At 37.4% G+C, this 22292-nt stretch carries 23 protein-coding genes; 18 read left to right on the forward strand and 5 right to left on the reverse strand.

What is annotated here, in order from left to right:
- Positions 1-16: 16 nt before the first annotated feature.
- Together RE431_RS00885 and RE431_RS00890 are read right to left on the reverse strand one after the other, a co-directional pair.
- A complete protein-coding gene (locus RE431_RS00885) occupies positions 17-2083 on the reverse strand; it encodes a M16 family metallopeptidase (RefSeq protein ID WP_309560074.1) in 2067 nt (688 codons plus the stop codon).
- A 20-nt stretch (positions 2084-2103) separates the two neighbouring features.
- Positions 2104-3426 carry a M16 family metallopeptidase gene (locus RE431_RS00890; protein WP_309560075.1) on the reverse strand — a complete coding sequence of 441 codons (1323 nt, stop codon included), beginning with the start codon at positions 3424-3426 and terminating at the stop codon, positions 2104-2106.
- A 169-nt stretch (positions 3427-3595) separates the two neighbouring features.
- Here RE431_RS00890 and RE431_RS00895 point away from each other — a divergent pair, with 169 nt between their 5' ends.
- The 5 genes from RE431_RS00895 to RE431_RS00915 all read left to right on the forward strand — a co-directional run bounded on the left by RE431_RS00895 (position 3596) and on the right by RE431_RS00915 (position 6971).
- The gene (locus RE431_RS00895) at positions 3596-4060 is read left to right on the forward strand and encodes a DUF4199 domain-containing protein (protein ID WP_309560076.1); all 465 of its coding nucleotides are present in this window, start codon (positions 3596-3598) and stop codon (positions 4058-4060) included.
- Between the two features lie 116 nt (positions 4061-4176).
- The gene (rplU, locus tag RE431_RS00900) at positions 4177-4698 is read left to right on the forward strand and encodes a 50S ribosomal protein L21 (RefSeq protein ID WP_309560077.1); all 522 of its coding nucleotides are present in this window, start codon (positions 4177-4179) and stop codon (positions 4696-4698) included.
- Positions 4699-4724: 26 nt separating this feature from the next.
- A complete protein-coding gene (gene rpmA, locus RE431_RS00905) occupies positions 4725-4985 on the forward strand; it encodes a 50S ribosomal protein L27 (protein ID WP_026913974.1) in 261 nt (86 codons plus the stop codon).
- Positions 4986-5084: 99 nt separating this feature from the next.
- The gene (locus RE431_RS00910) at positions 5085-5384 is read left to right on the forward strand and encodes a TIGR03643 family protein (RefSeq protein WP_309560078.1); all 300 of its coding nucleotides are present in this window, start codon (positions 5085-5087) and stop codon (positions 5382-5384) included.
- A gap of 36 nt (positions 5385-5420) precedes the next feature.
- Positions 5421-6971 carry a carboxylesterase/lipase family protein gene (locus tag RE431_RS00915; protein ID WP_309560079.1) on the forward strand — a complete coding sequence of 517 codons (1551 nt, stop codon included), beginning with the start codon at positions 5421-5423 and terminating at the stop codon, positions 6969-6971.
- A 58-nt stretch (positions 6972-7029) separates the two neighbouring features.
- Here RE431_RS00915 and RE431_RS00920 read toward each other — a convergent pair whose 3' ends face one another.
- On the reverse strand, positions 7030-8256 hold the full coding sequence (locus RE431_RS00920; RefSeq protein ID WP_309560080.1) for an LVIVD repeat-containing protein: 1227 nt from the start codon (positions 8254-8256) through the stop codon (positions 7030-7032).
- Between the two features lie 144 nt (positions 8257-8400).
- On the opposite strand from RE431_RS00920, the gene miaB reads away from it, so the two are divergent.
- The 7 genes from miaB (at position 8401) to groL (ending at position 15060) form a co-directional block, all read left to right on the forward strand.
- Positions 8401-9846, forward strand: a complete 1446-nt coding sequence (gene miaB / locus RE431_RS00925) for a tRNA (N6-isopentenyl adenosine(37)-C2)-methylthiotransferase MiaB (RefSeq protein ID WP_309560081.1) — start codon at positions 8401-8403, stop codon at positions 9844-9846.
- 30 nt (positions 9847-9876) lie between these two features.
- Entirely contained in the window at positions 9877-11142 is a 1266-nt protein-coding gene (locus RE431_RS00930) for a sigma-54 interaction domain-containing protein (protein WP_309560082.1), read from the forward strand.
- Between the two features lie 17 nt (positions 11143-11159).
- Positions 11160-11666: an LptE family protein gene (locus RE431_RS00935; protein ID WP_309560083.1), complete on the forward strand. Its 507-nt coding sequence runs from the start codon at positions 11160-11162 to the stop codon at positions 11664-11666.
- Positions 11666-12538: a hypothetical protein gene (locus tag RE431_RS00940; protein WP_309560084.1), complete on the forward strand. Its 873-nt coding sequence runs from the start codon at positions 11666-11668 to the stop codon at positions 12536-12538. Before RE431_RS00935 ends, RE431_RS00940 begins: the two co-directional genes overlap by 1 nt.
- A 2-nt stretch (positions 12539-12540) precedes the next feature.
- Positions 12541-12885: a preprotein translocase subunit SecG gene (gene secG / locus RE431_RS00945; protein ID WP_309560085.1), complete on the forward strand. Its 345-nt coding sequence runs from the start codon at positions 12541-12543 to the stop codon at positions 12883-12885.
- A 154-nt stretch (positions 12886-13039) separates the two neighbouring features.
- A complete protein-coding gene (locus tag RE431_RS00950; protein WP_309560086.1) occupies positions 13040-13315 on the forward strand; it encodes a co-chaperone GroES in 276 nt (91 codons plus the stop codon).
- A gap of 107 nt (positions 13316-13422) precedes the next feature.
- The gene (gene groL / locus RE431_RS00955) at positions 13423-15060 is read left to right on the forward strand and encodes a chaperonin GroEL (protein ID WP_309560087.1); all 1638 of its coding nucleotides are present in this window, start codon (positions 13423-13425) and stop codon (positions 15058-15060) included.
- Positions 15061-15128: 68 nt separating this feature from the next.
- On the opposite strand, the gene RE431_RS00960 is transcribed toward groL, so the two are convergent.
- Together RE431_RS00960 and RE431_RS00965 are read right to left on the reverse strand one after the other, a co-directional pair.
- Positions 15129-15584 carry an SRPBCC domain-containing protein gene (locus RE431_RS00960; RefSeq protein ID WP_309560088.1) on the reverse strand — a complete coding sequence of 152 codons (456 nt, stop codon included), beginning with the start codon at positions 15582-15584 and terminating at the stop codon, positions 15129-15131.
- Positions 15585-15682: 98 nt separating this feature from the next.
- Positions 15683-16729: a helix-turn-helix domain-containing protein gene (locus tag RE431_RS00965; protein WP_309560089.1), complete on the reverse strand. Its 1047-nt coding sequence runs from the start codon at positions 16727-16729 to the stop codon at positions 15683-15685.
- A gap of 411 nt (positions 16730-17140) precedes the next feature.
- On the opposite strand from RE431_RS00965, the gene RE431_RS00970 reads away from it, so the two are divergent.
- The 6 genes from RE431_RS00970 to RE431_RS00995 are packed head-to-tail and all read left to right on the forward strand — an operon-like array spanning position 17141 to position 22292.
- Positions 17141-17476 carry an arsenosugar biosynthesis-associated peroxidase-like protein gene (locus RE431_RS00970; protein ID WP_309560090.1) on the forward strand — a complete coding sequence of 112 codons (336 nt, stop codon included), beginning with the start codon at positions 17141-17143 and terminating at the stop codon, positions 17474-17476.
- A gap of 48 nt (positions 17477-17524) precedes the next feature.
- Entirely contained in the window at positions 17525-18580 is a 1056-nt protein-coding gene (arsS, locus tag RE431_RS00975; protein WP_309560091.1) for an arsenosugar biosynthesis radical SAM (seleno)protein ArsS, read from the forward strand.
- Between the two features lie 10 nt (positions 18581-18590).
- Positions 18591-19700, forward strand: a complete 1110-nt coding sequence (locus tag RE431_RS00980) for a TIGR04282 family arsenosugar biosynthesis glycosyltransferase (protein WP_309560092.1) — start codon at positions 18591-18593, stop codon at positions 19698-19700.
- The gene (locus RE431_RS00985; protein WP_309560093.1) at positions 19700-20512 is read left to right on the forward strand and encodes a purine-nucleoside phosphorylase; all 813 of its coding nucleotides are present in this window, start codon (positions 19700-19702) and stop codon (positions 20510-20512) included. Before RE431_RS00980 ends, RE431_RS00985 begins: the two co-directional genes overlap by 1 nt.
- Before the next feature lies 1 nt (position 20513).
- On the forward strand, positions 20514-21482 hold the full coding sequence (arsM, locus tag RE431_RS00990) for an arsenosugar biosynthesis arsenite methyltransferase ArsM (RefSeq protein ID WP_309560094.1): 969 nt from the start codon (positions 20514-20516) through the stop codon (positions 21480-21482).
- 18 nt (positions 21483-21500) lie between these two features.
- Positions 21501-22292, forward strand: a complete 792-nt coding sequence (locus RE431_RS00995; RefSeq protein ID WP_309560095.1) for a DUF547 domain-containing protein — start codon at positions 21501-21503, stop codon at positions 22290-22292.

A 22292-nucleotide genomic window follows, 5' to 3' on the forward strand; every position in this document is an offset into this window, starting at 1 on the left:
TTTATTTGGAAAAGGATTATTCTGTAGCGAAATCAGCTTCAGTTACTCCTTCGTTTACCATTATTTCAGAAACATTGAACTCAAATGATTGAGGTCCCATACTCTGAGAGATCATAAATGGAAACTTAACTCCTTTTACTTCCTGGTAATTGCTGTAACCAGTAGGAATAGTCATTGACTGACCTGCCTGACTAACTGTTTTAATAGACTGTACTTTCAATCCAGTTTCAACTGAATAAAAACTTTTATTATTCTCGTCTATCATAACTACATAAGCATCTTTACCGTCTACTTTTTCAATTCCAGTAACCTTGGCGTCACCAACAGTTAATTCTGGGAAAGGATTAGCGTCTGCTTTAGCAGTTTCGATCTGCTCTTCGTTATAAGGCATTTTCTGACCCTGAGCCATAACAAATCCAGTTTCACCATCGAATACCTGCCTGTTCATTACATTTCCACCCATAGAAATAGACTGGTTCATTTTCCCGTCTTTAGTTCTCTTCATTTCAAGATCTAATTTCATTCCCTGGATCTCAGCTTCAGCCATCATTACAACGCTTTCTACAGATTTTACAGCTTCCTCACCTCCAATAGCTTCAATGTATTTATTGAAAACAGTTTCTGCTGAAACAGAAGGATCTACTTTTTTAGCCTCAGGCTTTTCAGTCTTTTCACCAAATCTGTTGTAATAGTTGATAGGAAGCGTTTTGCCATTATAGGTCATCTTTTCAAGATTCTTTAATACATCAGAACCTTTACCTGCGATCACGATTCTTGAGTTATCTGCCATGAAATATTTCTTAGCAACTCTCTGAACGTCTTCTTTAGTAACCTCATCGATCTTTTCAAGATATTCTTCATAGAAGTTATCATCAAGATCTTCAGTTTCGATTTCCATCGCGAAATTTGCAATAGTTGAAGGCTGCTCTAGAGAAAGAACGAAATCTCCTGTGATCTTAGCTTTAGCATTAGCTAGCTCCTTATCTGTTACCTGCTCGTTTCTGATCTTATAGATCTCGTCAAGAAAAGCAACAACAGAACTATCTGTTACTTCATTTCTAACGCTTGCGCTAGCTACGAAAGTAGAGGCATACTTGTCATTTCCTGTGCTGGAGTAAGCTCCGTAAGTATAACCTTTATCTTCACGAAGATTAAGGAAAAGTCTCGCTTCACCACCACCACCTAAGATCTTGTTGGCAACAAGAACCGGGAAGTAATCATCATCCTTTTTCTTAAGGTTGATCGTATTCACGACAGCGATCTCACTTTGAACTGCGTTTGGCATATCAATGAAATCGATCTCTGTTTTCTCAACATTAGATACTGAAGGTAATTTAGCTTCTGGTGCAGCAGTTCCTTTCCAGCTAGAAAAGTTCTTTTTTACAAGATCTTTTACTTCATCTTCGTCTACATCTCCAACCACGACTAAATAAGCGTTCTTAGGTGAGAACCACTTGCTGTAATAAGATTTTACATCTTCTAATGCAATGGAGTTTACAGTTTCCTGAGTAGAGAATTCTCCGTAAGGGTGATCTTTACCATAAGCAAGTGCAGAGCGAACTCTTCTTGCATTGTAAGAAACATCTTTTTCACTGCTTTTTAATCCGTCTATGGTTCTTGCTTTAGACTTGTCAAATTCTTCCTGAGTAAACTGAGCGTTTACCATTCCATCTGCCATTAAAGCCAATACTTCAGGGAAGTATTTAGAAAGTGTATTTGCATTTGCACCACCTGAATAGAAGTTAAGTCTTGCTCCAAGATAATCTACTTTCTCGTTGAACTCATCTTTAGACATGTTTTTGGTTCCAGTACCTAGAAGGTCACCGGTAATTCCAGAAACTCCTGCTTTAGCACCTTCAGAATGCGGAGGATTGTCAAATCTTAGAGACATGGCTACACGTGGTAGTTTATGGTTCTCTACGATCATTACCTGTAATCCGTTGTCCAGATCAAAAGTCTCAGGTTCGTCTACATTCACTTTTGGTGCAGGTCCCGGTTCGGGCATCTTGCTGCGGTCTATTTGAGCTGAAACTCCAACAGACAGGGTTAAAACTGCTGCAAGAGTTAGTATATTTTTTCTCATTATCTTCAATTTTAGTTTTATTATTCTGCTTGTTCGCTAGCAGGTAAGTAGTCTAATACTACTCTCTGGTTTGGCTTTAGGTATTCATTTGCCACTCTCTTAATATCTTCGCGAGTGATAGAACGGTAAATCTCGATCTCATCATTGATAAGGTCTGTGTTACCATATAATAAATAATTTCTTGCCAAAGAATTAGCAATTCCTGCAACACTAGAGTTTGAATTTACGAAGCTGTTCTCAGCTTTGTTCTGAAGTTTCTGGAAATCACTTTCTGAAATCATTTCTTCTCTAAGTTTTGCAATTTCTTCCTCAACTTCTGCATTTAGAGTGTCAAGAGTAGTTTCTCCAAGAGGTATTCCGAAAATTAGATACATTCCGTAATCTTCCTGCTCCAGGTTGAATGCTCCAATTTGAAGAGCTTGCTTCTGCTCGTCTACAAGTTTCTTGTAAAGTTTTGAGCTGTTCCCGTTGCTTAGGTAATCTGAGATCATATTAAGAACATAAGAATCCTTTTCAGTGAAAGCCGGAGTTCTGTATCCTATTACAGATGCCGGGATCTGGATGTTAGAATCGTAAGCTTTTGCATTGATCTGTTCTGTGATTGGATCTTCTTCCGGATAATTTCTAGCGATTTCTTCACCTTTTTCAATAGGTCCGAAATAATCCTTGATCATTTTTTTGGTTTCATCTATTTCGATATCTCCCGCTACCACAAGAACTGCGTTGTTAGGAACATAATATTTATCGAAATACGCTTTGAATTCGTCAAGAGTAGCAGCGTCAAGATCTTCCATGTACCCAACATTTGGGTCTTTGTATGGATGTTTCTCGAACATGTTTTCCTGCATAGATTGTAAAAGGTTTCCATAAGGAGAGTTGTCATAACGAAGTCTTCTTTCTTCTTTTACCACTTCATTCTGAGTGTCTACACCTTTTTGACCAATAATTGGGTGAAGCATTCTTTCAGACTCCATCCATAATCCAAGTTCAAGGTTGTTAGAAGGGAATACTTCGTAGTAATAAGTTCTATCCTGGCTGGTATTAGCGTTGTTGCTTCCACCGTTGGAGCTTACGATCTCAAACCATTTTCCATTCGGAATATTTTCAGTTCCTTCGAATAACAGGTGTTCAAAGAAATGAGCCATTCCTGTTCTACCATCTTCACGGTCTTTACCACCAACGTGGTACATTACTGAAGTTGTAACAACCGGTGCCGAGTTATCCTGGTGCAGGATCACATGCAACCCGTTGTCTAAATCATACTCAGTGAATTCAACTTCCTGAGCGAAACCTACAATTCCTATGAAGAAAAAGCAGGCAACAAGTCTTAGTTTGTTAATCATTTTAAAATAGGTTTTTTTCAATTGTAATAATTAGTAACGATTAAGGGTAAAAAGTTACACAATTTGAATCTAAATTTTGGTTCTGTGCGTTATGTGTTAAAATTAACATGCTATTAAGGCAAAAACCGCGACATTTTTTGGAAATTTACTACTAAAATCTATAAATGCTATGAGTAAATTCAGTATTCCAATAAAATATGGAGTAGCTATTGCTGCGGGTCTTATTGCTTACTTTTTAATACTTTCTCTTTTCGGGGCACATACAAATCCTATATATAGTCTTTTTAATGGAGTTATTATGGCTTACGGAATGTTCGAGGCTGTCAAACACTATAGATTACATAAAGGGAATAAGTTCAAATACCAGAAAGGTTTTATGGCGAGCTTATTAACCGGATTTAATGCTACAATTATATTCACCATTTTCTTCGGATTATATGCCTCAGAATTCAATCCAGGATTTCTGGATGACCTAATTACGGTTTGGATCACAGATTATAATACTAATATTGGAATTGTACTTTTTGTAGTTGCGGTAATGGGATTTGCCACCAGTCTTGTTCTTACCCTTGCATATATGCAATTATTCAAGGATTCCTGGAATACGAAAGAAGCAAAAAAGCATACTTTATAACAGATTTTGAAAAGACAAAAAACCTTTGTCAATTAATTAATTAGAATTATATTTGCACCCGCTTGCGTGAAAACGTGAGTTGATATTTTAAGTATTTAAATAATTAATTATACGCTATGTACGCAATTGTAGAGATAGCAGGGCAGCAATTTAAAGTTGCAAAAGACCAGAAGGTTTTTGTTAACCGTTTAGCAGGTAAAGAAGGAGATAGCATTTCTTTCGATAAAGTATTACTTACTGCAGATGGTGACGATGTAACCGTTGGCGCCCCGGCTATAGATGGAGCTCTAGTAGGAGCAAAGATCAACCGTCACTTAAAAGGTGATAAGGTTATTGTTTTCAAAAAGAAAAGACGTAAAGGTTACCGTGTTAAGAATGGTCACCGTCAGGCTCTAACAGAGATTCTTATTGAAGGAATAGACCTTAAAGGAGGAAAGAAAGCTACTTCAACTAAAAAGGCTGAGCCTAAGAAAGAAGAAGCAAAGAAAGAATCTAAGAAGACTGAAACCAAAACTGATAAGAAATCTGAAGATCTTAGCCAACACACAGTTGTAGAGCTGAAAGAAATGGCTAAAGACAAAGGTATCGAAGGTTATTCTTCTATGAAGAAAGCAGAATTAATTGCTGCATTAAGCTAAGTTTAAACTACTAAAAACGAAATAAAATGGCACATAAAAAAGGAGTTGGTAGTTCCAAGAACGGTAGAGAATCAGAATCGAAACGCTTAGGTGTGAAGATCTTTGGTGGACAAGCTGCTGTTGCTGGAAATATTATCGTAAGACAAAGAGGTACTGCTCATCGTCCAGGTGACAATGTGTATGCAGGAAAAGACCATACTTTACATGCGAAAGTAGATGGACTTGTTAAGTTCACAAAAAAGAAAGATGATAAATCTTATGTTTCTATTGAGCCTTTCGAAGCTTAATTAAAACAGACTCTTATATAGAAACCCTTTCCTTTTCGGAGAGGGTTTTTTTATGATTCAAATAAAAATGTTTAAATTTATAATCAAAAAGTTAAACAAATGAGTGTAACTAAAGAAAATAATTTTACTGAAAGGGAAACAGATCGTATCATTTCCATGGCCTGGGAAGATAGAACCACTTTTGAGGCAATAGAGTATCAATTTGGATTAACGGAAAAAGAGGTGATTAAATTCATGAAGGAGCAGATGCATCCCAGAAACTGGCGTAAATGGCGAGCAAGAGTGCAGGGTAGAAAGACCAAGCATGAAAAATTACGAGATAATGACGAAGTACAAAGATTTAAAAGTGATCGCCAGCGACAAATTACAGGGAACAGAATTTCAAAAAAGAAATATTAGATTGTTGTACTTTTAAAAGGAACAATCTTGAATAAAATGAAAAATCCATTTCTAATTCTTTGTTGCTTATTGCTATCCACCATCGTTTTTTCCCAGAACGTAATCGTTGAAACTGAAAACGGGAAAATTGAAGGTGAGTTTAAAGATGACTTAAACTATTTCCTGGGAGTTCCCTATGCGCAACCACCTTTAAATTCATTACGATGGCATAAGCCGGTAGAGCTGGATGAGTGGGAAGGAATTAAAGAAACTAAAAAATTTGCTCCATCTGCTATGCAAACCAATGTTTTTGGGGATATGATCTATCGCAGTGATGGGAAAAGTGAAGATTGTCTTTATTTGAATATCTGGTCACCAGAAATAGATGAAGATAAAAAACTACCGGTACTGGTTTATTTCTATGGAGGTGGTTTTGTAGCAGGAGATGGTTCGGAACCTAGATATGACGGTTCCACTTTGGCTAAACAAGGTATAGTGACTGTGACCGTAAATTACCGATTGAACATTTTTGGTTTTTTTGCTCATCCTGAATTGAGTAAAGAGGCTGATTATAATGCTTCAGGAAATTACGGCTTACTGGATCAATCTGCCGCGTTGAAATGGGTATATGAAAATATCGAGAATTTCGGAGGTGATCCAGATAAAATAACCATTGCGGGAGAATCTGCCGGTTCCATTTCGGTTAGTGCTCAAATGGCTTCTCCGTTATCAAAAGAATTTCTGGCTGGTGCTATTGGGGAAAGTGGTTCTTCAATCAATCCAACGCTCGCTCCGGTTTCTTTAACTGAAGCTGAAAAAATAGGAGTAGATTTTTTGAACGAGGCTGGTTATTCTTTTTCTGAGTTTAGAAATTTACCTTCAGATACTATATATAAAATTTACCAGGAATCAGGGCGATTTGGTTTCCCTACGGTGATAGATAATTATTTTCTTCCGAAGACTTTACCGGAGATATTCAGGGATAAAGAACAGGCTCAAATTCCTCTTCTGGTAGGATGGAATTCTGCAGAAGTCAGTGCTGAAGCTTTGATGCAGGATAATGTGATGAATCTGAAAAATTACAGATCAAAACTAGATGAATTATATCCCGAAAACTCTGAAAAAGTCTTCCAATTGTATAAACCAGAATCTGAAGATGAAGTGAGAATGATGGCTGCGGAACTGGCTTCAGACAGGTTTATCTCCTACAGCACCTGGAAATGGGCCGACTTGCACGCGAATAATTCTGAAAAGCCAGTATTTCGCTATTTATTTAGCAGAATTAGACCTTCAGATCCAAATTCCTCTTACAAACCAGTTGGAGCTGCACATGCATCAGAAATTGAATATTTTTTGGGTAATCTTTCCAAAGATCAATTTCCATATCTAACTGAAACAGATTTTGAAATATCAAAAACTATTCAGCAATACCTGCTCAATTTTATAAAAACTGGCGACCCTAACGGTAACGGACTAGTAGATTGGCCATCTGTAGAGCCGAACGATAAAAATCCACCAGTTCTAATTATGGATGAAGACTTTAAAGTGAAGAATTCAGAAATAGAAAAACGTTATCAATTTCTTGATGTCTCGTACGGCAATAATTAAATGAAAAAATCCCTGCTTTTACACAGGGATTCCTAAAAAAACCAAACAAAAAAGGGAATTAATTCAAAGCAAAGCTGCTAATTAAATTAACCTCGTTACCCTTATAGGAATACTGGTAAAGTGTATTATCCCCAACCATAAGCAACCTATCATCAAGGGGGATGACATCATAGGTGTTAATGTTGCTGAATTGATTGATATACTCAAGGTTAGGGGTGTCTTCTATTCCAAAGATCTTCAAGCCGGCATTTCCGTCACAAACGAATAACCAGTTGTCTTTTATTCCCAGGCCATATGGATTTTCCATTTCGTAGGTCTGGACGATCTGAGGATTTGATTTATCTGAAATATTTACAATGTCAAGTTGATTGCTGTCCTGTCCGCAGGAATTTCCGCCTCGAATCGTTACATAGGCGTAATCATCTTTTACAACTACGGGATCACATCCCTGAACATGCTGTAGGAATGAAACCTTATTTGGTCTCGCCGGATCCTTCAGGTCATAAATATACATTCCTGTACTGCTGCCTAAATAAAGGTGTTCATCGTAATTGAAGATCGTTTCAACCTGCCATCCAACATATTCATTATTCAATCTGGTTGGATTCTCAGGTGATGAAATATCAAATGTTGAAAGAGATGATTCATCTGCTACGTATAGCATATTATCGTTTAGGCTAAATCTCGCCATACTTCCACCGGTTCCGGTACTACTGCCATAAGCGCTTTGAGTCTCTGCAGATGTCCATGTATCTGTTCTGTAAGCAAACTCGATCTTGCGAGTTTCCATCAGGTAACCAACGATCACTTCTTTAGAAGGATCAAAATTCTCGAAATCTACATAGTTTGCGCCTGCCGGTGCAGATGAATAATAATTTGGAAATACATTCTGAACCCTTCCAACTTCATAGATCTTATTAATGTTGCTGATATCAAAAACAACCAGGTCCATCCCATTATCAGCATAAAGCTTTTCGTCTTTTATGGCGATGTCCATATTACGAGGGATCTTAAGGAACTTGATATTTTGAGGATTGAAAGGATCGGTGTTATCTAAAATATGAACACCTTCGTTTTTATCATTGATGAAGATATAATCTTTCCAGGCATAGATCTTACCTGATTCTTTAATACTTCTTGGCTCCTGAACTTTTACAGAGGCTCTGAAGTCGGCAATACTTTGAGTAACCGGCACAGCGACACTTGCCAGATCGGTTTCTTTATCATCCTCGCAGGATACAAGGCAGATAAAAACCAGGAAGAGCGGAAGTAGTAGATTTTTCATTATTAAACCAGGTTAGTTGTTTATTAGATGCCTGTTTTTTAAAATGGTTGCGTAGATATTTATAAATTTTTTTCTGTCACTTTGTCAGAAGTGTGTTTAGCCCTATCTTTGCCAATCTAAAAACCGACAGGTTATTAAAGAATTATGGAGAAGATCATAGACGAAAAAAAGCAGGGAAACTCTTTGGTAATGGAGCCTAAGGCTGATAATAGTCGAAAATTATTTATAGAAAGTTACGGTTGCGCGATGAATTTCAGCGATAGTGAGATCGTAGCCTCAATACTTTCAAAAGAAGGATTCAATACAACTCAAAATCTTGAAGAGGCAGACCTTGTTCTGGTAAATACCTGCTCTATTAGAGAGAAAGCAGAGTTAACTGTACGTAAACGTCTTGAAAAATATAATGCTGTAAAAAGAATTAACCCGGGAATGAAAGTGGGTGTTCTTGGTTGTATGGCAGAGCGCTTAAAAAGTAAATTTTTAGAAGAAGAAAAGATCGTAGACCTTGTAGTTGGTCCAGATGCTTATAAAGATCTTCCAAATCTTATAAATGAGGTAGAGGAAGGTAGAGATGCTATTAATGTAATATTGAGCAAGGAAGAGACTTACGGAGATATTTCTCCGGTAAGACTTCAAACCAACGGTGTTTCAGCATTTGTATCTATTACTCGTGGATGTGATAATATGTGTACATTCTGTGTGGTTCCTTTTACCCGCGGAAGAGAAAGAAGTCGTGATCCGCAGAGTATAGTTGAAGAAGTAAATGATCTGGCCGCAAAAGGATATAAAGAGATAACTCTTTTAGGACAGAATGTAGATAGTTATTTATGGTATGGCGGAGGATTAAAGAAAGATTTTAAAAATGCTACCGAAATCCAGAAAGCTACGGCAACCAGTTTTGCAGGATTATTGAAATTAGTAGCTGAAGCTCAGCCGAAAATGAGAATTCGTTTCTCTACTTCCAATCCGCAGGATATGACCATGGATGTAATTGAAGTAATGGCGAAATACAGAAATATCTGTAATTATATTCATTTGCCGGTACAGAGTGGTAGCGACAGGATCCTTAAAAAAATGAATCGTCTTCATACCAGGGAAGAATACTTCAGACTTATAGATAATATAAAGGAACTGATCCCGAATTGCGGTATTTCTCATGATCTTATTGCAGGCTTCCCTACAGAAACCGAACAAGATCACCAGGACACAATATCGCTTATGGAATATGTGCAGTATGATTTCGGTTATATGTTCACCTATTCTGAAAGACCGGGAACTACGGCCGAGCGTAAACTGGATGATGATGTGCCGGAAGAAGTAAAGAAAAGAAGACTTCAGGAAATCGTCGATCTTCAGCAAAAGCATAGTAGAAGAAATACAAAGCAGGCTATTGGAACCGTAGTTGAAGTTCTCATTGAGAAAGAATCGAAGAAGTCTTCAGCTCACTGGAGCGGAAGGAATGAGCGAAATACGGTTACTGTTTTTCCGAAGGAAAATTATAAAATTGGTGATTTTGTGAATGTGAAAATTCATGATTGTACCAGCGCGACCCTTATAGGAGAGCCAATAGGTTTAAGTGATAACAATTAAATAATTCCTGGATATCAGGATCTAGAATATATGGAATCAGTTCAGGCAATTAAACAACGTTTTGGCATTATTGGTGACGATCCAAAACTTAACCGTGCGGTTGAAAAAGCCATTCAAGTTGCTCCAACAGATATTTCTGTTTTGGTTACTGGAGAAAGTGGTGTAGGTAAAGAAAGTATCCCAAAGATAATTCATGCGCTTTCTCACAGAAAGCATGGAAAATACATCGCCGTAAACTGTGGTGCGATCCCAGAAGGAACAATAGATAGTGAACTCTTTGGGCATGAGAAAGGAGCTTTTACCGGAGCTACTCAAACCAGGAATGGTTATTTTGAAGTGGCCGATGGAGGTACAATATTTTTGGATGAGGTTGGGGAACTTCCACTTCCCACACAGGTAAGATTGCTTCGTGTGCTTGAAAATGGAGAATTCATTAAGGTTGGTTCTTCCAAAGTTCAGAAAACAAATGTGAGAATCGTAGCTGCTACGAATATTAATATGTTTGAATCTATTCAGAAGGATAAATTCAGAGAAGATCTTTATTATCGATTGAGTACGGTTGAAATAAATCTTCCTCCTCTTCGTGAAAGAAAGGATGATATCCATTTGCTTTTCAGGAAATTTGCCTCAGATTTCGGGTTGAAATATAAAATGCCAACTATAAAACTGGAAGATGAAGCAGTTGGTTTACTTCAGAAATATCGTTGGGGTGGTAACATTCGTCAGTTGAGGAATATCGCTGAGCAAATTTCGGTTCTGGAACAGAACAGAAGCATCAGCGCTGAAGATCTTAGACATTATTTGCCGGATGTGGGAAGTAATCTTCCTGCAATCATTTCAGATAAAAAGAAAGAAGGAGATTTCAGTAATGAAAGAGAGATCCTTTACAAGGTTCTTTTTGACATGAAAAATGACCTGAACGATCTTAAAAAGCTTACTCTCAAATTGATGCAGGAAGGCGATAGTAAGCAGGTTCAGGATGAAAATGAAGGCTTGATCCAGAAGATCTATGGAAATAGCGGTGATGATATCGACGAAGCCGATATTGATGAAGATGAACTGAATGTTCTTCAAATTCCACAACAAAATTCTGCACCATCAAGACAGGAGGAGAAAGATAAATATTATTTTGCCGAGGAAATTGAAGAAGAAGAAACTCTTTCTTTACAGGATAAAGAATTGGAATTGATCAAGAAATCACTGGAAAGACATAGCGGTAAGCGTAAGGCTGCTGCAGAAGAACTTGGGATTAGTGAAAGAACGCTATATCGTAAGATCAAACAATATAATCTATAATTACAGGTTTTTATTCTATGAAAAAACTAATCATTTTCTCAAGTCTAATCGCATTCACTTTTCTGTTTCAGGCTTGCGGAATTTATTCTTTCACGGGTGCAGATACCGGTGAAGCTGAAAGTTTTCAGGTGAACTTTTTTCAGAATAACGCCGATCTTGTAGAACCTGGAATAGACAGGATTTTCACCAATTCGCTCCAGGATCTTATTTTGAATCAAACCAGTCTTAGCCTTACCAATACTAATGGAGATCTGATCTTTGAAGGTGAGATCATCGAATATTATATTTCACCAATGTCTGCCACGGCAGAAAATACAGCAGCCCAAAACAGGTTGACAATTTCAGTAAATGTGAGATATTATAATACCCTGGAACCGGAAAAGGATTTCGAGAACAGGTTCTCATTTTATTATGATTATCCGGCACAGACTCAATTAGTGGGTGCAGCACTGGAAACTGCGCTTGACGAAATTTATACCAGGCTTACTCAGGATATTTTTAACGCGGCATTGACCGATTGGTAATGGATGTAAAGGAACTTACATATCTTTTAGACAATCCTGGAGAGATCACTTCAGAACAAACGCGGGAGATTGAAAAGCTTCTGGCAAATGCGCCTTATTTTCAGGCGGCCAGGGCGATTAGACTCAAAGGACTAAAAGAGCATCAGGAATTCAGTTATAATGATGCACTAAAGAAAACTGCTGCTTATACCACCGATAGGAGCATCTTGTTTGATTTTATTACTTCTCCGGAATTCAATCAGAACCAGATCGCCAATCAGATCAGGGAACAGGAAGAAAGACTGAAGCAGATTACGGTATACGAAGCGGAAGAAGTTCACGGTAAACGCAGTCTTGATATAAATGAGGCTATAAAAATGAAGCAGTCAGAATCTGAAAGAGTCATGGATCCTGCACTTTTTGAAAGAGCCATTTTTCCGGAAGTAGAATCGCAACCTGAAAAAGAGAAATCTTCAGAAGAGGAATTGGGTATTGGTAAGCCACTGGAATTTGATGGTAAGGAATCCCATTCTTTTTCAGAATGGTTGAAATTAACCAGGGCTCAACCCATAGAAAGAGAAGAGAAGGTTGAGGATACTGAGAATGATGAAACTCGCTTGCGAAAATTTGAGCTGATTGAAGATTTTATTTCTAAAAATCCAAAGATAAAACCTGGCAAAACTGCTAATAAGGCAAACCTTGCAGAGGAGAGTCTAATGACGCCTGAGTCCCTGATGACAGAGACTTTAGCTAAGGTATACCTCGAGCAGAAAAACTATAAAAAAGCCAAGCAGGCATATAAAATATTAATTTTGAAAAATCCCGAAAAAAGTGGTTTCTTTGCAGACCAAATTCGGGCAATAGAGAAATTACAAGACACTAATAACGAATAAGAATGAGTACATTCACTATTTTTTTAGCTTTAATAATTATCGTAGCATTTTTGCTGGTAGTTGTGATTATGGTACAGAATCCTAAAGGAGGAGGTCTTTCTTCATCTTTTGGTGGCGGAGGTCAGCAAATAGGAGGTGTAAAGAAAACATCAGATTTTCTTGATAAAAGTACCTGGACGTTAGCAACCTTATTATTGGTTCTAATTTTACTTTCTAACGTAACTATCATGGATGCTCCTGCAGAAGCAGGAACGAGAGTTTTTGAAAGTGATGAGCCTGTAAATACTGAAGTTCCTGCAACTCAGACTCCGGCACAACAACCGGTTAGAACTGACAGTACTCAGTAAATTTCACAAAATATTATAATTTGAAAATGCCAGCTTATGACAAGCTGGCATTTTTTATTTGGTATTGGCAGGAATAAACTACTGGCATAATTTTAGAAATATCCTTAACCGACATTTGAAAAATTAATTAACCTATAATAAAATTTCGAAAAAAATGGGACTAAACGTTAAACCGCTTTCAGATAGGGTTGTAATTGAACCTGTTGCTGCAGAAAACAAAACTGCATCTGGTATTATCATTCCTGAAACTGCTAAAGAAAAACCTCAAAGAGGTAAAGTAGTAGCTGTAGGAAAAGGAACCAAAGATCACGAAATGACCGTTAAAGAAGGTGATATGGTACTTTATGGTAAATATGCTGGTACTGAGCTTAAGCTTGAAGGAACAGATTACCTAATCATGCGGGAAGATGATATACTAGCGATAGTATAAGTTTCAACCAAATAAACTTGCCTTGCAGCCGCGAGGTATCAATTCAACAAAAATTAATTAACCACATTTTTTCAGAATATTGATTCTGAAAAGTAAAATTTATAAAAATGGCAAAAGATATAAAATTTGACATCCAGGCCCGTAACGGGATCAAACGTGGAGTAGATGCATTGGCCAATGCGGTAAAGGTAACTTTAGGGCCAAAAGGTCGTAATGTTATCATTAGTAAATCATTTGGTGCACCAACGGTAACTAAAGATGGTGTAACTGTAGCGAAAGAGATCGAGCTGGAAGACCCACTTGAAAATATGGGAGCTCAAATGGTGAAGGAAGTTGCTTCTAAAACCAATGATCTTGCTGGTGATGGTACAACTACTGCAACAGTTCTTGCTCAGGCTATCGTAAAAGAAGGTCTTAAGAACGTTGCTGCTGGTGCAAATCCTATGGATCTTAAGAGAGGTATAGACAAAGCAGTTGAATCTCTTACTAAAGATCTTGCAAAACAAACCAAAGAAGTTGGTGATTCTTCAGAAAAGATCAAGCAGGTAGCTTCAATTTCTGCTAACAACGATGATGTTATTGGTGATTTGATCGCTCAGGCATTCGGTAAAGTTGGTAAAGAAGGAGTTATTACTGTAGAAGAAGCTAAAGGAACTGAAACTCACGTAGACGTGGTTGAAGGTATGCAGTTTGACAGAGGTTATCTTTCTCCGTATTTCGTAACGAATTCAGAGAAAATGACTGCAGATCTTGAAGATCCTTATATTCTTCTTTTCGATAAGAAGATCTCTTCAATGAAAGATCTACTTCCTGTACTTGAGCCGGTAGCTCAGTCTGGAAAACCATTATTGATCATTGCTGAAGATGTAGACGGAGAAGCACTTGCTACTCTTGTTGTAAACAAACTTCGTGGATCACTTAAGATCGCAGCTGTTAAAGCTCCGGGATTTGGTGACCGTAGAAAAGCAATGCTTGAAGATATCGCGATTCTTACTGGAGGTACTGTGATTTCTGAAGAAAGAGGTTTCTCTCTTGAAAATGCGACAATTGATATGTTAGGTACTGCTGAAAAAGTAGCGATCGATAAAGATAATACAACTATCGTAAACGGAGCTGGAGATGATAAAGCGATCAAAGAACGCGTAAATCAGATCAAAGCTCAGGTTGAATCTACAACTTCAGATTACGACAAGGAAAAACTTCAGGAGCGTCTTGCTAAATTAGCAGGTGGTGTAGCCGTACTTTATGTAGGTGCAGCTTCAGAAGTTGAAATGAAAGAGAAGAAAGACCGTGTAGATGATGCGCTTCATGCGACCAGAGCGGCTGTAGAAGAAGGAATCGTAGCTGGTGGTGGTGTTGCTCTTGTAAGGGCTCAGGCTGTACTTGCGAAAATCAAGACTGAAAATGCTGACGAAGCTACAGGAGTACAGATCGTTTCCAGAGCTATTGAAGCTCCATTGAGAACTATCGTTGAAAATGCAGGTGGAGAAGGATCTGTAGTGATCAATAAAGTTCTTGAAGGTAAAAAAGACTTCGGATATGATGCCAAGACTGATACTTTCGTTGATATGATGAAAGCTGGTATTATAGATCCTAAGAAAGTAACGAGAGTAGCTCTTGAAAATGCTGCTTCTGTTGCCGGAATGATCTTAACTACAGAGTGTGCACTTATCGACCTTCCTGAAGATGAAAAAGGTGGTGGAATGCCACAAGGAATGGGCGGAGGTATGCCTGGAATGATGTAATCACATCTTTATAGAATTAAAAAGCCCGGCTAATTAAGCCGGGCTTTTTATTTTAAGTAATCTTAGAATTAGGAAGCCTTCATAAATTCAAAACCGCCTTTTCGCAGATTGATCCCAAATTCCAAATACGCTTTCATGCAGGCCAGGAAATTAGACCATCCTTCTGTATTTCTTTTTAACCAAACAATTCCCTCGGGATCATATTTCATTTTTCCTTCTGAGACAGTAATTAGTGTGGAATTTCCAGGTCTCTCTTCCAGATCTATTCTCACTTCTAATTGTTTATTTTTACTGCCTTCCCATTCGAAAATAACCTGATCTGAATCAATTTTCAAAATTTTTACATCGATGATCATTTCAGGAAATTCTGGAAAAGTCCATTGAATATTCTTACCTTCTTCCATATTCCTTGCGCCTTCAGCAATAAAATAATTAGCCATTTTATCAGCTCTTATAATTGCATCTTTGACTTCAGAAACCGGCTTGGAAATTTGCAGCTTTACTTTTATCTCCAATTCATCCATAATTGTTCATTTATAATTATAAATATCGGCAATTAAAGTAAAATGGAATATTCAAATACTATTTCAAAATTTCTATTTCTTCGAAATATGTGTAAAGATTAATCCTGTTCTTCCTCGATCTCAGCGTCTTTCAGGCTCTTTTTGCTTTTCAGGAAATATTTCGGGCTTACACCATACTTTTCCTTGAAGATCTTGGAGAAATAACTTCTGTTATTGAGACCGATAGAAGTCACAATCTCTGAAATGTTCTTTTCAGAAAGTTTCAGCATCTCTTTTGCTGCTTCCAGCTTCACATGCTGCATGTATTTATTAACAGTGAGATTATATACATATTTAAAACCTTCCTGAAGCTTGTTCACGTTCGTTCCGGCTTCTTTTGCGAGCGTTTCCACGGTTAAGTTAGTGCTTAGATCACCCTGTATTCTTTTGGCAACATAATCTACCTTCTCGATATCTGATTTTCTTAAAATCTGCGGAAGATTTTCACCGTTTTCATCATCTTCATACTGCGCGATCTGGATAACCAGCATTTCAAAGGTCTTACCTTCCAGGAATAGATTTCTTAGAAATCCGGTATGATCGTTCGTGTTGATGTCTTCCATTAAATCTGCAGCCTTAATACTGTAATTCCCCTGATAGAAGAATTGCTTTTTAGATACCGCGTCCTTAAAAAGTTCTTTTAAAGTCGGATCAAGGTCTTTAAAATCGTAATTAGATCTATGAGTGAAGATCGAACGAATGATCTCCAGGCTGGAAACATGCGTTGGAATATCTTTTTTGAAATATAGAATGTGGCCATCGTAACCATGACTGCTAACCACGATATTCTGGTAAGTGTCTATATTATGTACCTTCTCTTTTTTCTGAAAACGATGTCCAACACTTCCTTCAGAACAAAAGATGAATTTGAGAGGGTGAACTGTGTTTAAAGAGAAGTGGATTTCTACATCTTCGTAGAATTTACAATTGTATGTCACAAAGCCCATCCCAGAATCAAAACTAACGCCTCTAATGTAACCTTCACCAAGATCCTTGGGAATGTCAATAGATAATTCTCCGCTATTGTTTCTTAAATCGGTTTTCAGGGATTCGGCAATGTCTTCTAAGATTTCATTAACCGGCAATGTTTTTACATCAATTCTCATTCGTAAACTTCAAAAAATATCGCTTTCTAAAGTTAAGCGATTTTTAACAAATAATTTTATAGAAATGGGTATGTAAAATTATCAATTGTGTGAAAAAATTAAGAATTCTTTCTCAAGTTATCTTTTTTTGAGGTAATTGTAATGCGAAAAACGTTATTGAACAAGAATGTTTTCGGGCTTTTCGGTTCTTTCGAGGGATTTTGGCCTGCAAATCGTTAAATTGAAAAAAATGTTAAAGAAAATAATGCCCGATTTCAGAATCCTTTTTAGACTAAATTTATGCGAGAATTGAATGATTTATGAAAAACCAGGGATATTCTAGTCATTCTTCTTATTTTCCGAAAACTTAATTCTTAAAAACTAATCGCCTTTATCTTACGTAAATATTGGAAAGGCCAAAATAAATATATTATGTCTAAAAATTATTACGATCCTGCTGACCTTCGCAAGTTTGGAGAAATTACCGAATGGAGTGAAGATCTTGGGAAAAAGTTTTTCGATTATTACGGAAAAGTTTTCGAAGAAGGTGCGCTTTCAGCCAGGGAGAAATCATTGATCGCTCTTGCTGTTGCGCATGTTGTAAAATGTCCTTATTGTATAGATGCTTATACAAAAGACGGATTACAGCGTGGGATCACCAAAGAAGAAATGATGGAAGCCGTACATGCCGGTGCCGCTATAGAAAGTGGTGCAACGTTGGTGCATGGTGTGCAAATGATGAATAAATACAAAAAGCTTAGTATGTAAGTAAATTCAGGAAATCTGAACTAACTGTCTAAGCAAGAAAAACATTTTATGTTAACTAAGTCCCTTAAGGCGAGAAAAGATGATCTTTCAAGCCCTCAAAATCAACTGAAATTTCTTAGCAATGGTATCTTTAAATATGGAGATTTACCTCGATTTAGAGAAAAGATTGCTGAAACTGGAAAATTTCCTTTAAAACCGAAAAAGCTGGAGATACTTCAGCTAAATCTTGGATATATGTGCAACCAGGTTTGTTCACATTGTCATGTAGATGCCGGTCCAGATAGAAAGGAGATCATGACCAAAGAAACTATGCAACAATGCCTGGAGGTGATAAAAACCACTGGCGCGCATACTTTAGATCTTACCGGAGGAGCTCCAGAAATGAACCCGAATTTCAGGTGGTTTGTAGAAGAAGCTGCAAAAGCAGGAATTAAAGATTTCATCGTAAGGTCTAATCTTACCATAATACTTGCCAATAAGAAATATCATGATCTGCCGGAATTCTTCAAAAAGCATAATGTTCATGTAGTTTCCTCTCTTCCTTTCTATAAAAGAGAAAAAACTGATAAGCAACGTGGAAGTGGAGTGTTTGATAAATCCATCAAAGCTTTACAAATGCTTAATGCAGTTGGTTATGCTCAGGAAGGAACTGGTTTAAGACTGGATCTGGTATACAATCCTTCAGGTGCATTTTTACCTACAGATCAGGAAGCTATGCAAAAGGATTTCAAAGAAGCTTTAAAAGAGGATTTCAATATCGACTTTGATAGCTTATTTGCGATTACCAATCTTCCTATAAGTAGATTTCTGGAATATCTTATCGCTTCAGATAATTATGAAGATTATATGTATGCTCTTGTAGACGCCTATAATCCTGCAGCACTTGAAAATGTAATGTGTACCAATACAATATCGATAAGCTGGGATGGCTGGTTATATGACTGCGATTTTAACCAGATGCTTGAATTAAAGGTAAATAGTAAGGTGAAACATATAAGTGAGTACAATGAAGATCTGTTGAATGACAGGGAGATCATTATTTCACAACATTGTTATGGTTGTACTGCCGGTGCAGGAAGTAGTTGCCAGGGAACTGTAACCTAAGATCTAAATATTGAAAAACAGCCTTTATATATTTCTTTTTATATTGGTCGCAGGCCAGTTAAACGCTCAGTCTTCGCTGGATGAATTACTCAAAAAACATAATTCTGGTGTGATACCATATATTTCAGTTCAGGAGTTGAGAATGTATCAGCTGGATGAGGAAGTGATCATACTTGATGCTCGTGAAAGAGAGGAATACGACGTAAGCCACCTGGAAAGTTCCATTTTTGTCGGGTATAATGATTTTGACGATACTGCTTTAGAGACTGTTTCTAAAGATCAAAAGATTGTGGTGTATTGTTCACTGGGAATTAGATCTGAAAATATCGGCAAAAAACTTTGGAAGTCAGGTTTTACCAATGTTCAGAATTTATATGGAGGCATTTTTGAATGGAAAAACAATGATTTTCCTGTCCTGGATTCAGACGGAAGGGAAACTGAAAAAGTCCATGCTTTTTCCGGGCATTGGGCGAAATGGTTGAAAAAGGGCGAAAAAATTTACCAAGTGCAAGAAGAAAATAAGGATAATTTACTCCTCATATTTACAAAGAATCCCGTTGCGGGAAAAGTGAAGACCAGGCTGGCAAAAGACCTTGGAGACGATAAGGCGCTCGAGATCTATAAATTTCTTATAGATCATACTGTAAAGTTTACAACTTCTGTAAACTCATCCAAACAGGTCTATTATTCAGATGCTGTGAATGAAAATGATATCTGGAGCAATGATATTTTTTCAAAAAGGAAACAGAACGGCGATGATCTGGGAATTCGAATGGAGAATGCTTTTCAAACCGGATTTAATGAAGGATTCAGGAAAATCATAGTGATTGGCAGCGATATGTATGATATCAATACTGAAGATATTAAAAAGGCATTTCAGAAACTGAACGATCATGAATATGTGATTGGACCAGCTTTAGATGGAGGTTACTATTTATTCGGAATGAAATCCCTAAATTCGGACGTTTTTAAAAATAAAGAATGGGGAACTTCCAGTGTTTTAAAAGATACTCTTAAGGAACTAGATTCTGAGGACGTAGCTTTTCTGGAAACCCGGAACGATGTAGACCTGCTGGATGACATTAAGGATCACCCCGCATTTCAAAAATTTATAAAATAATGACAGACAGAATAAATGAATCTGTAGACTATCTAAAGTCGAAAGGTTTTGGAGAACCCGAAGTTGGGATCATACTTGGCACAGGATTAGGAAAACTTCTCGATGATGTTGAGGTAGAAGTTGAAGCTAGCTACAATCACATCCCGTATTTTCCAACCGCTACCGTAGAATTTCATAAAGGGAAACTTGTTTTTGGAACATTGAACGGTAAAAAAGTGGTCGTGATGCAGGGTAGATTTCATCTTTATGAAGGTTACAGCCTTTTTGATGTGACTTATCCGGTAAGAGTAATGAAGCGATTAGGAATGAAGAAACTATTAGTTTCAAATGCTTCGGGAGCTATTAATCTGGATTTTAAAGAGGGCGAATTAATGCTTATTGACGATCATATCAATTTACAAGGTGGTTCACCACTGGCGTTTCACGGAGTTGAGAAACTAGGAGAACGTTTTGTAGATATGAGCGAGCCTTATGATTTAGGGATGAACAAGATATTTGAAGAGGCTGCAAAAGCTAATGATATCACCTTGCATAAAGGAGTCTATGCTTCAGTACTTGGTCCGCAACTCGAAACAAGAGCTGAGTACAGGTATCTAAAACTGATTGGTGCAGACGCGGTTGGGATGAGTACAGTTCCCGAAGTTATTGTGGCTAATCACTTAGACATACCAGTGTCGGCAATTTCTGTGATCACAGATCAGGGAGATCCTGATAATCTCGAAAAAGTGGATATTCAAAATATACTGGCGAATGCGGCCAAAGCAGAGCCGAATATGGTAAAATTATTTAAAGAATTACTTCAGAAGATATAAGATGAGCTATTTAGAAACTACGAAAGATGTATATAGAGACGCGGCTTTGACCCCGGATGTTGGCCTGTGTTGTACTACGAACCCAATATGGGAGCTTCCTGGACTTAAGATCCCTAAGATCATGCAGGAAATGAATTATGGTTGCGGAACCACCGTTCACGCTAGAGACCTTACCAATGACCCAAGAATTCTTTATGTTGGTGTTGGTGGCGGAATGGAATTATTGCAATTCGCTTATTTCTCGAGGCAGAAATCTGGTGTTGTGGGTATAGATGTCGTGGATGAAATGCTGGAAGCTTCTAGGAAAAATTTTAAGGAAGCTGAAGAGATGAATCCATGGTTCAAATCTGAATTCGTTGATCTTAAAAAAGGAGATGCAACAGAATTGCCTGTTGAGGATAATTCTATTGATGTAGCCGCCCAAAACTGTCTATTTAATATTTTCAAGACTGAAGAGCTCACCAAAGCGTTAAAGGAAATGTACAGGGTGCTAAAGCCACATGGGAAGTTAGTGATGAGCGACCCAACTTGTGAACAGGAAATGAATGATGAGCTAAGAAATGATGAAAGGCTAAGAGCACTTTGTTTGAGCGGGAGTTTATCCATCAAAGATTATGTAAAAGCCCTAACCGATGCCGGATTTGGAACTATCGAAATTAGAGCGAGAAAACCTTACCGAATTTTGGATCCAAAAAACTATCCAACCAAAGAACTCGTATATATAGAGTCTATAGAAGTTGCAGCGATCAAAGATCCGATGCCGGAGGATGGACCTTGTATTTTTACAGGAAAAGCAGCCATCTATTATGGAGAAGATGATCATTTTGATGACAAAAAGGGACATGTACTTTTAAAAAATCAACCTTTGGCTATCTGTGATAAGACGGCAAATGCCTTGGCTTCTCTGGGACGTGATGATATTTTCATCAGCGAATCTACCTTTCATTATGATGGTGGAGGCTGCTGCTAAAATTTAATATTTCAAGCTATGAAAAAGATAATAGTAAGTTTTGCGGTTCTAATTTCTGGTGCATGTATGTTTGCTTCGTGCAACCTTATCTCCAGTGCAGGTTTGAATAGTAAAGGACTACCAACTCCTGATGCTTCCAAACAAACCTCAGTAGATAACGATGCAATGGTAGACCACTCGATATGGGACGATCTTCTGAAAGAACATGTTAGCGCCAGTGGAATGGTTGATTATAAAGGTTTTAAGGAGGATAGATCTAAACTTGATGAATATTTGAAATTACTCTCTTCTCAGGAACCTTCTGATGAATGGGGAACTAATGAATTGCTGGCCTACTATATCAATCTATATAATGCTTATACTGTAGATCTCATCCTGAAAAATTATCCGGTTAAGAGTATTAAAGATATTGACAGTCCGTGGACTTCGGAATTTGTAAAAGTAGGAGATACCGAAATTTCTCTAGGTGGAATTGAAAATAGTGTTCTTCGAAAGATGAATGAACCTAGAATTCATTTTGCAATTAATTGCGCTTCTATTTCCTGTCCAAAACTTTTGAATGAGGCCTACACTGCCGATAAAATTGAGGAACAACTAGAAAAAGTAACCATGGAATTCGTTAATTCTAATAAGAACGAGATATCAGCGAATTCAGCAAAGCTTTCTTCCATTTTCGATTGGTATAAAAAGGATTTTAAAGAAAACGGAACTGTTATAGATTATGTTAACCAGTATTCTAAAACCAAGATTAAACCTGGTGCTACGATCTCGTATAAAGAATATGATTGGAATCTGAACGAAGCCAAATAA

Origin of the sequence: Christiangramia sediminicola (assembly GCF_031344135.1) — a bacterium.
Classification (GTDB): domain Bacteria; phylum Bacteroidota; class Bacteroidia; order Flavobacteriales; family Flavobacteriaceae; genus Christiangramia; species Christiangramia sediminicola.

Coding starts and splice junctions, on each gene's coding strand:
- RE431_RS00950 (WP_309560086.1), top strand. CDS start 13,040: ATGGGACTAAACGTTAAACCGCTTTCAGATAGGGTTGTAATTGAACCT.
- RE431_RS00995 (WP_309560095.1), top strand. CDS start 21,501: ATGAAAAAGATAATAGTAAGTTTTGCGGTTCTAATTTCTGGTGCATGT.
- RE431_RS00965 (WP_309560089.1), bottom strand. CDS start 16,729: ATGAGAATTGATGTAAAAACATTGCCGGTTAATGAAATCTTAGAAGAC.
- rpmA (WP_026913974.1), top strand. CDS start 4,725: ATGGCACATAAAAAAGGAGTTGGTAGTTCCAAGAACGGTAGAGAATCA.
- RE431_RS00915 (WP_309560079.1), top strand. CDS start 5,421: ATGAAAAATCCATTTCTAATTCTTTGTTGCTTATTGCTATCCACCATC.
- RE431_RS00885 (WP_309560074.1), bottom strand. CDS start 2,083: ATGAGAAAAAATATACTAACTCTTGCAGCAGTTTTAACCCTGTCTGTT.
- RE431_RS00940 (WP_309560084.1), top strand. CDS start 11,666: ATGGATGTAAAGGAACTTACATATCTTTTAGACAATCCTGGAGAGATC.
- groL (WP_309560087.1), top strand. CDS start 13,423: ATGGCAAAAGATATAAAATTTGACATCCAGGCCCGTAACGGGATCAAA.
- RE431_RS00970 (WP_309560090.1), top strand. CDS start 17,141: ATGTCTAAAAATTATTACGATCCTGCTGACCTTCGCAAGTTTGGAGAA.
- RE431_RS00920 (WP_309560080.1), bottom strand. CDS start 8,256: ATGAAAAATCTACTACTTCCGCTCTTCCTGGTTTTTATCTGCCTTGTA.
- arsS (WP_309560091.1), top strand. CDS start 17,525: ATGTTAACTAAGTCCCTTAAGGCGAGAAAAGATGATCTTTCAAGCCCT.
- RE431_RS00985 (WP_309560093.1), top strand. CDS start 19,700: ATGACAGACAGAATAAATGAATCTGTAGACTATCTAAAGTCGAAAGGT.
- arsM (WP_309560094.1), top strand. CDS start 20,514: ATGAGCTATTTAGAAACTACGAAAGATGTATATAGAGACGCGGCTTTG.
- RE431_RS00930 (WP_309560082.1), top strand. CDS start 9,877: ATGGAATCAGTTCAGGCAATTAAACAACGTTTTGGCATTATTGGTGAC.
- RE431_RS00890 (WP_309560075.1), bottom strand. CDS start 3,426: ATGATTAACAAACTAAGACTTGTTGCCTGCTTTTTCTTCATAGGAATT.
- secG (WP_309560085.1), top strand. CDS start 12,541: ATGAGTACATTCACTATTTTTTTAGCTTTAATAATTATCGTAGCATTT.
- miaB (WP_309560081.1), top strand. CDS start 8,401: ATGGAGAAGATCATAGACGAAAAAAAGCAGGGAAACTCTTTGGTAATG.
- rplU (WP_309560077.1), top strand. CDS start 4,177: ATGTACGCAATTGTAGAGATAGCAGGGCAGCAATTTAAAGTTGCAAAA.
- RE431_RS00895 (WP_309560076.1), top strand. CDS start 3,596: ATGAGTAAATTCAGTATTCCAATAAAATATGGAGTAGCTATTGCTGCG.
- RE431_RS00960 (WP_309560088.1), bottom strand. CDS start 15,584: ATGGATGAATTGGAGATAAAAGTAAAGCTGCAAATTTCCAAGCCGGTT.
- RE431_RS00935 (WP_309560083.1), top strand. CDS start 11,160: ATGAAAAAACTAATCATTTTCTCAAGTCTAATCGCATTCACTTTTCTG.
- RE431_RS00910 (WP_309560078.1), top strand. CDS start 5,085: ATGAGTGTAACTAAAGAAAATAATTTTACTGAAAGGGAAACAGATCGT.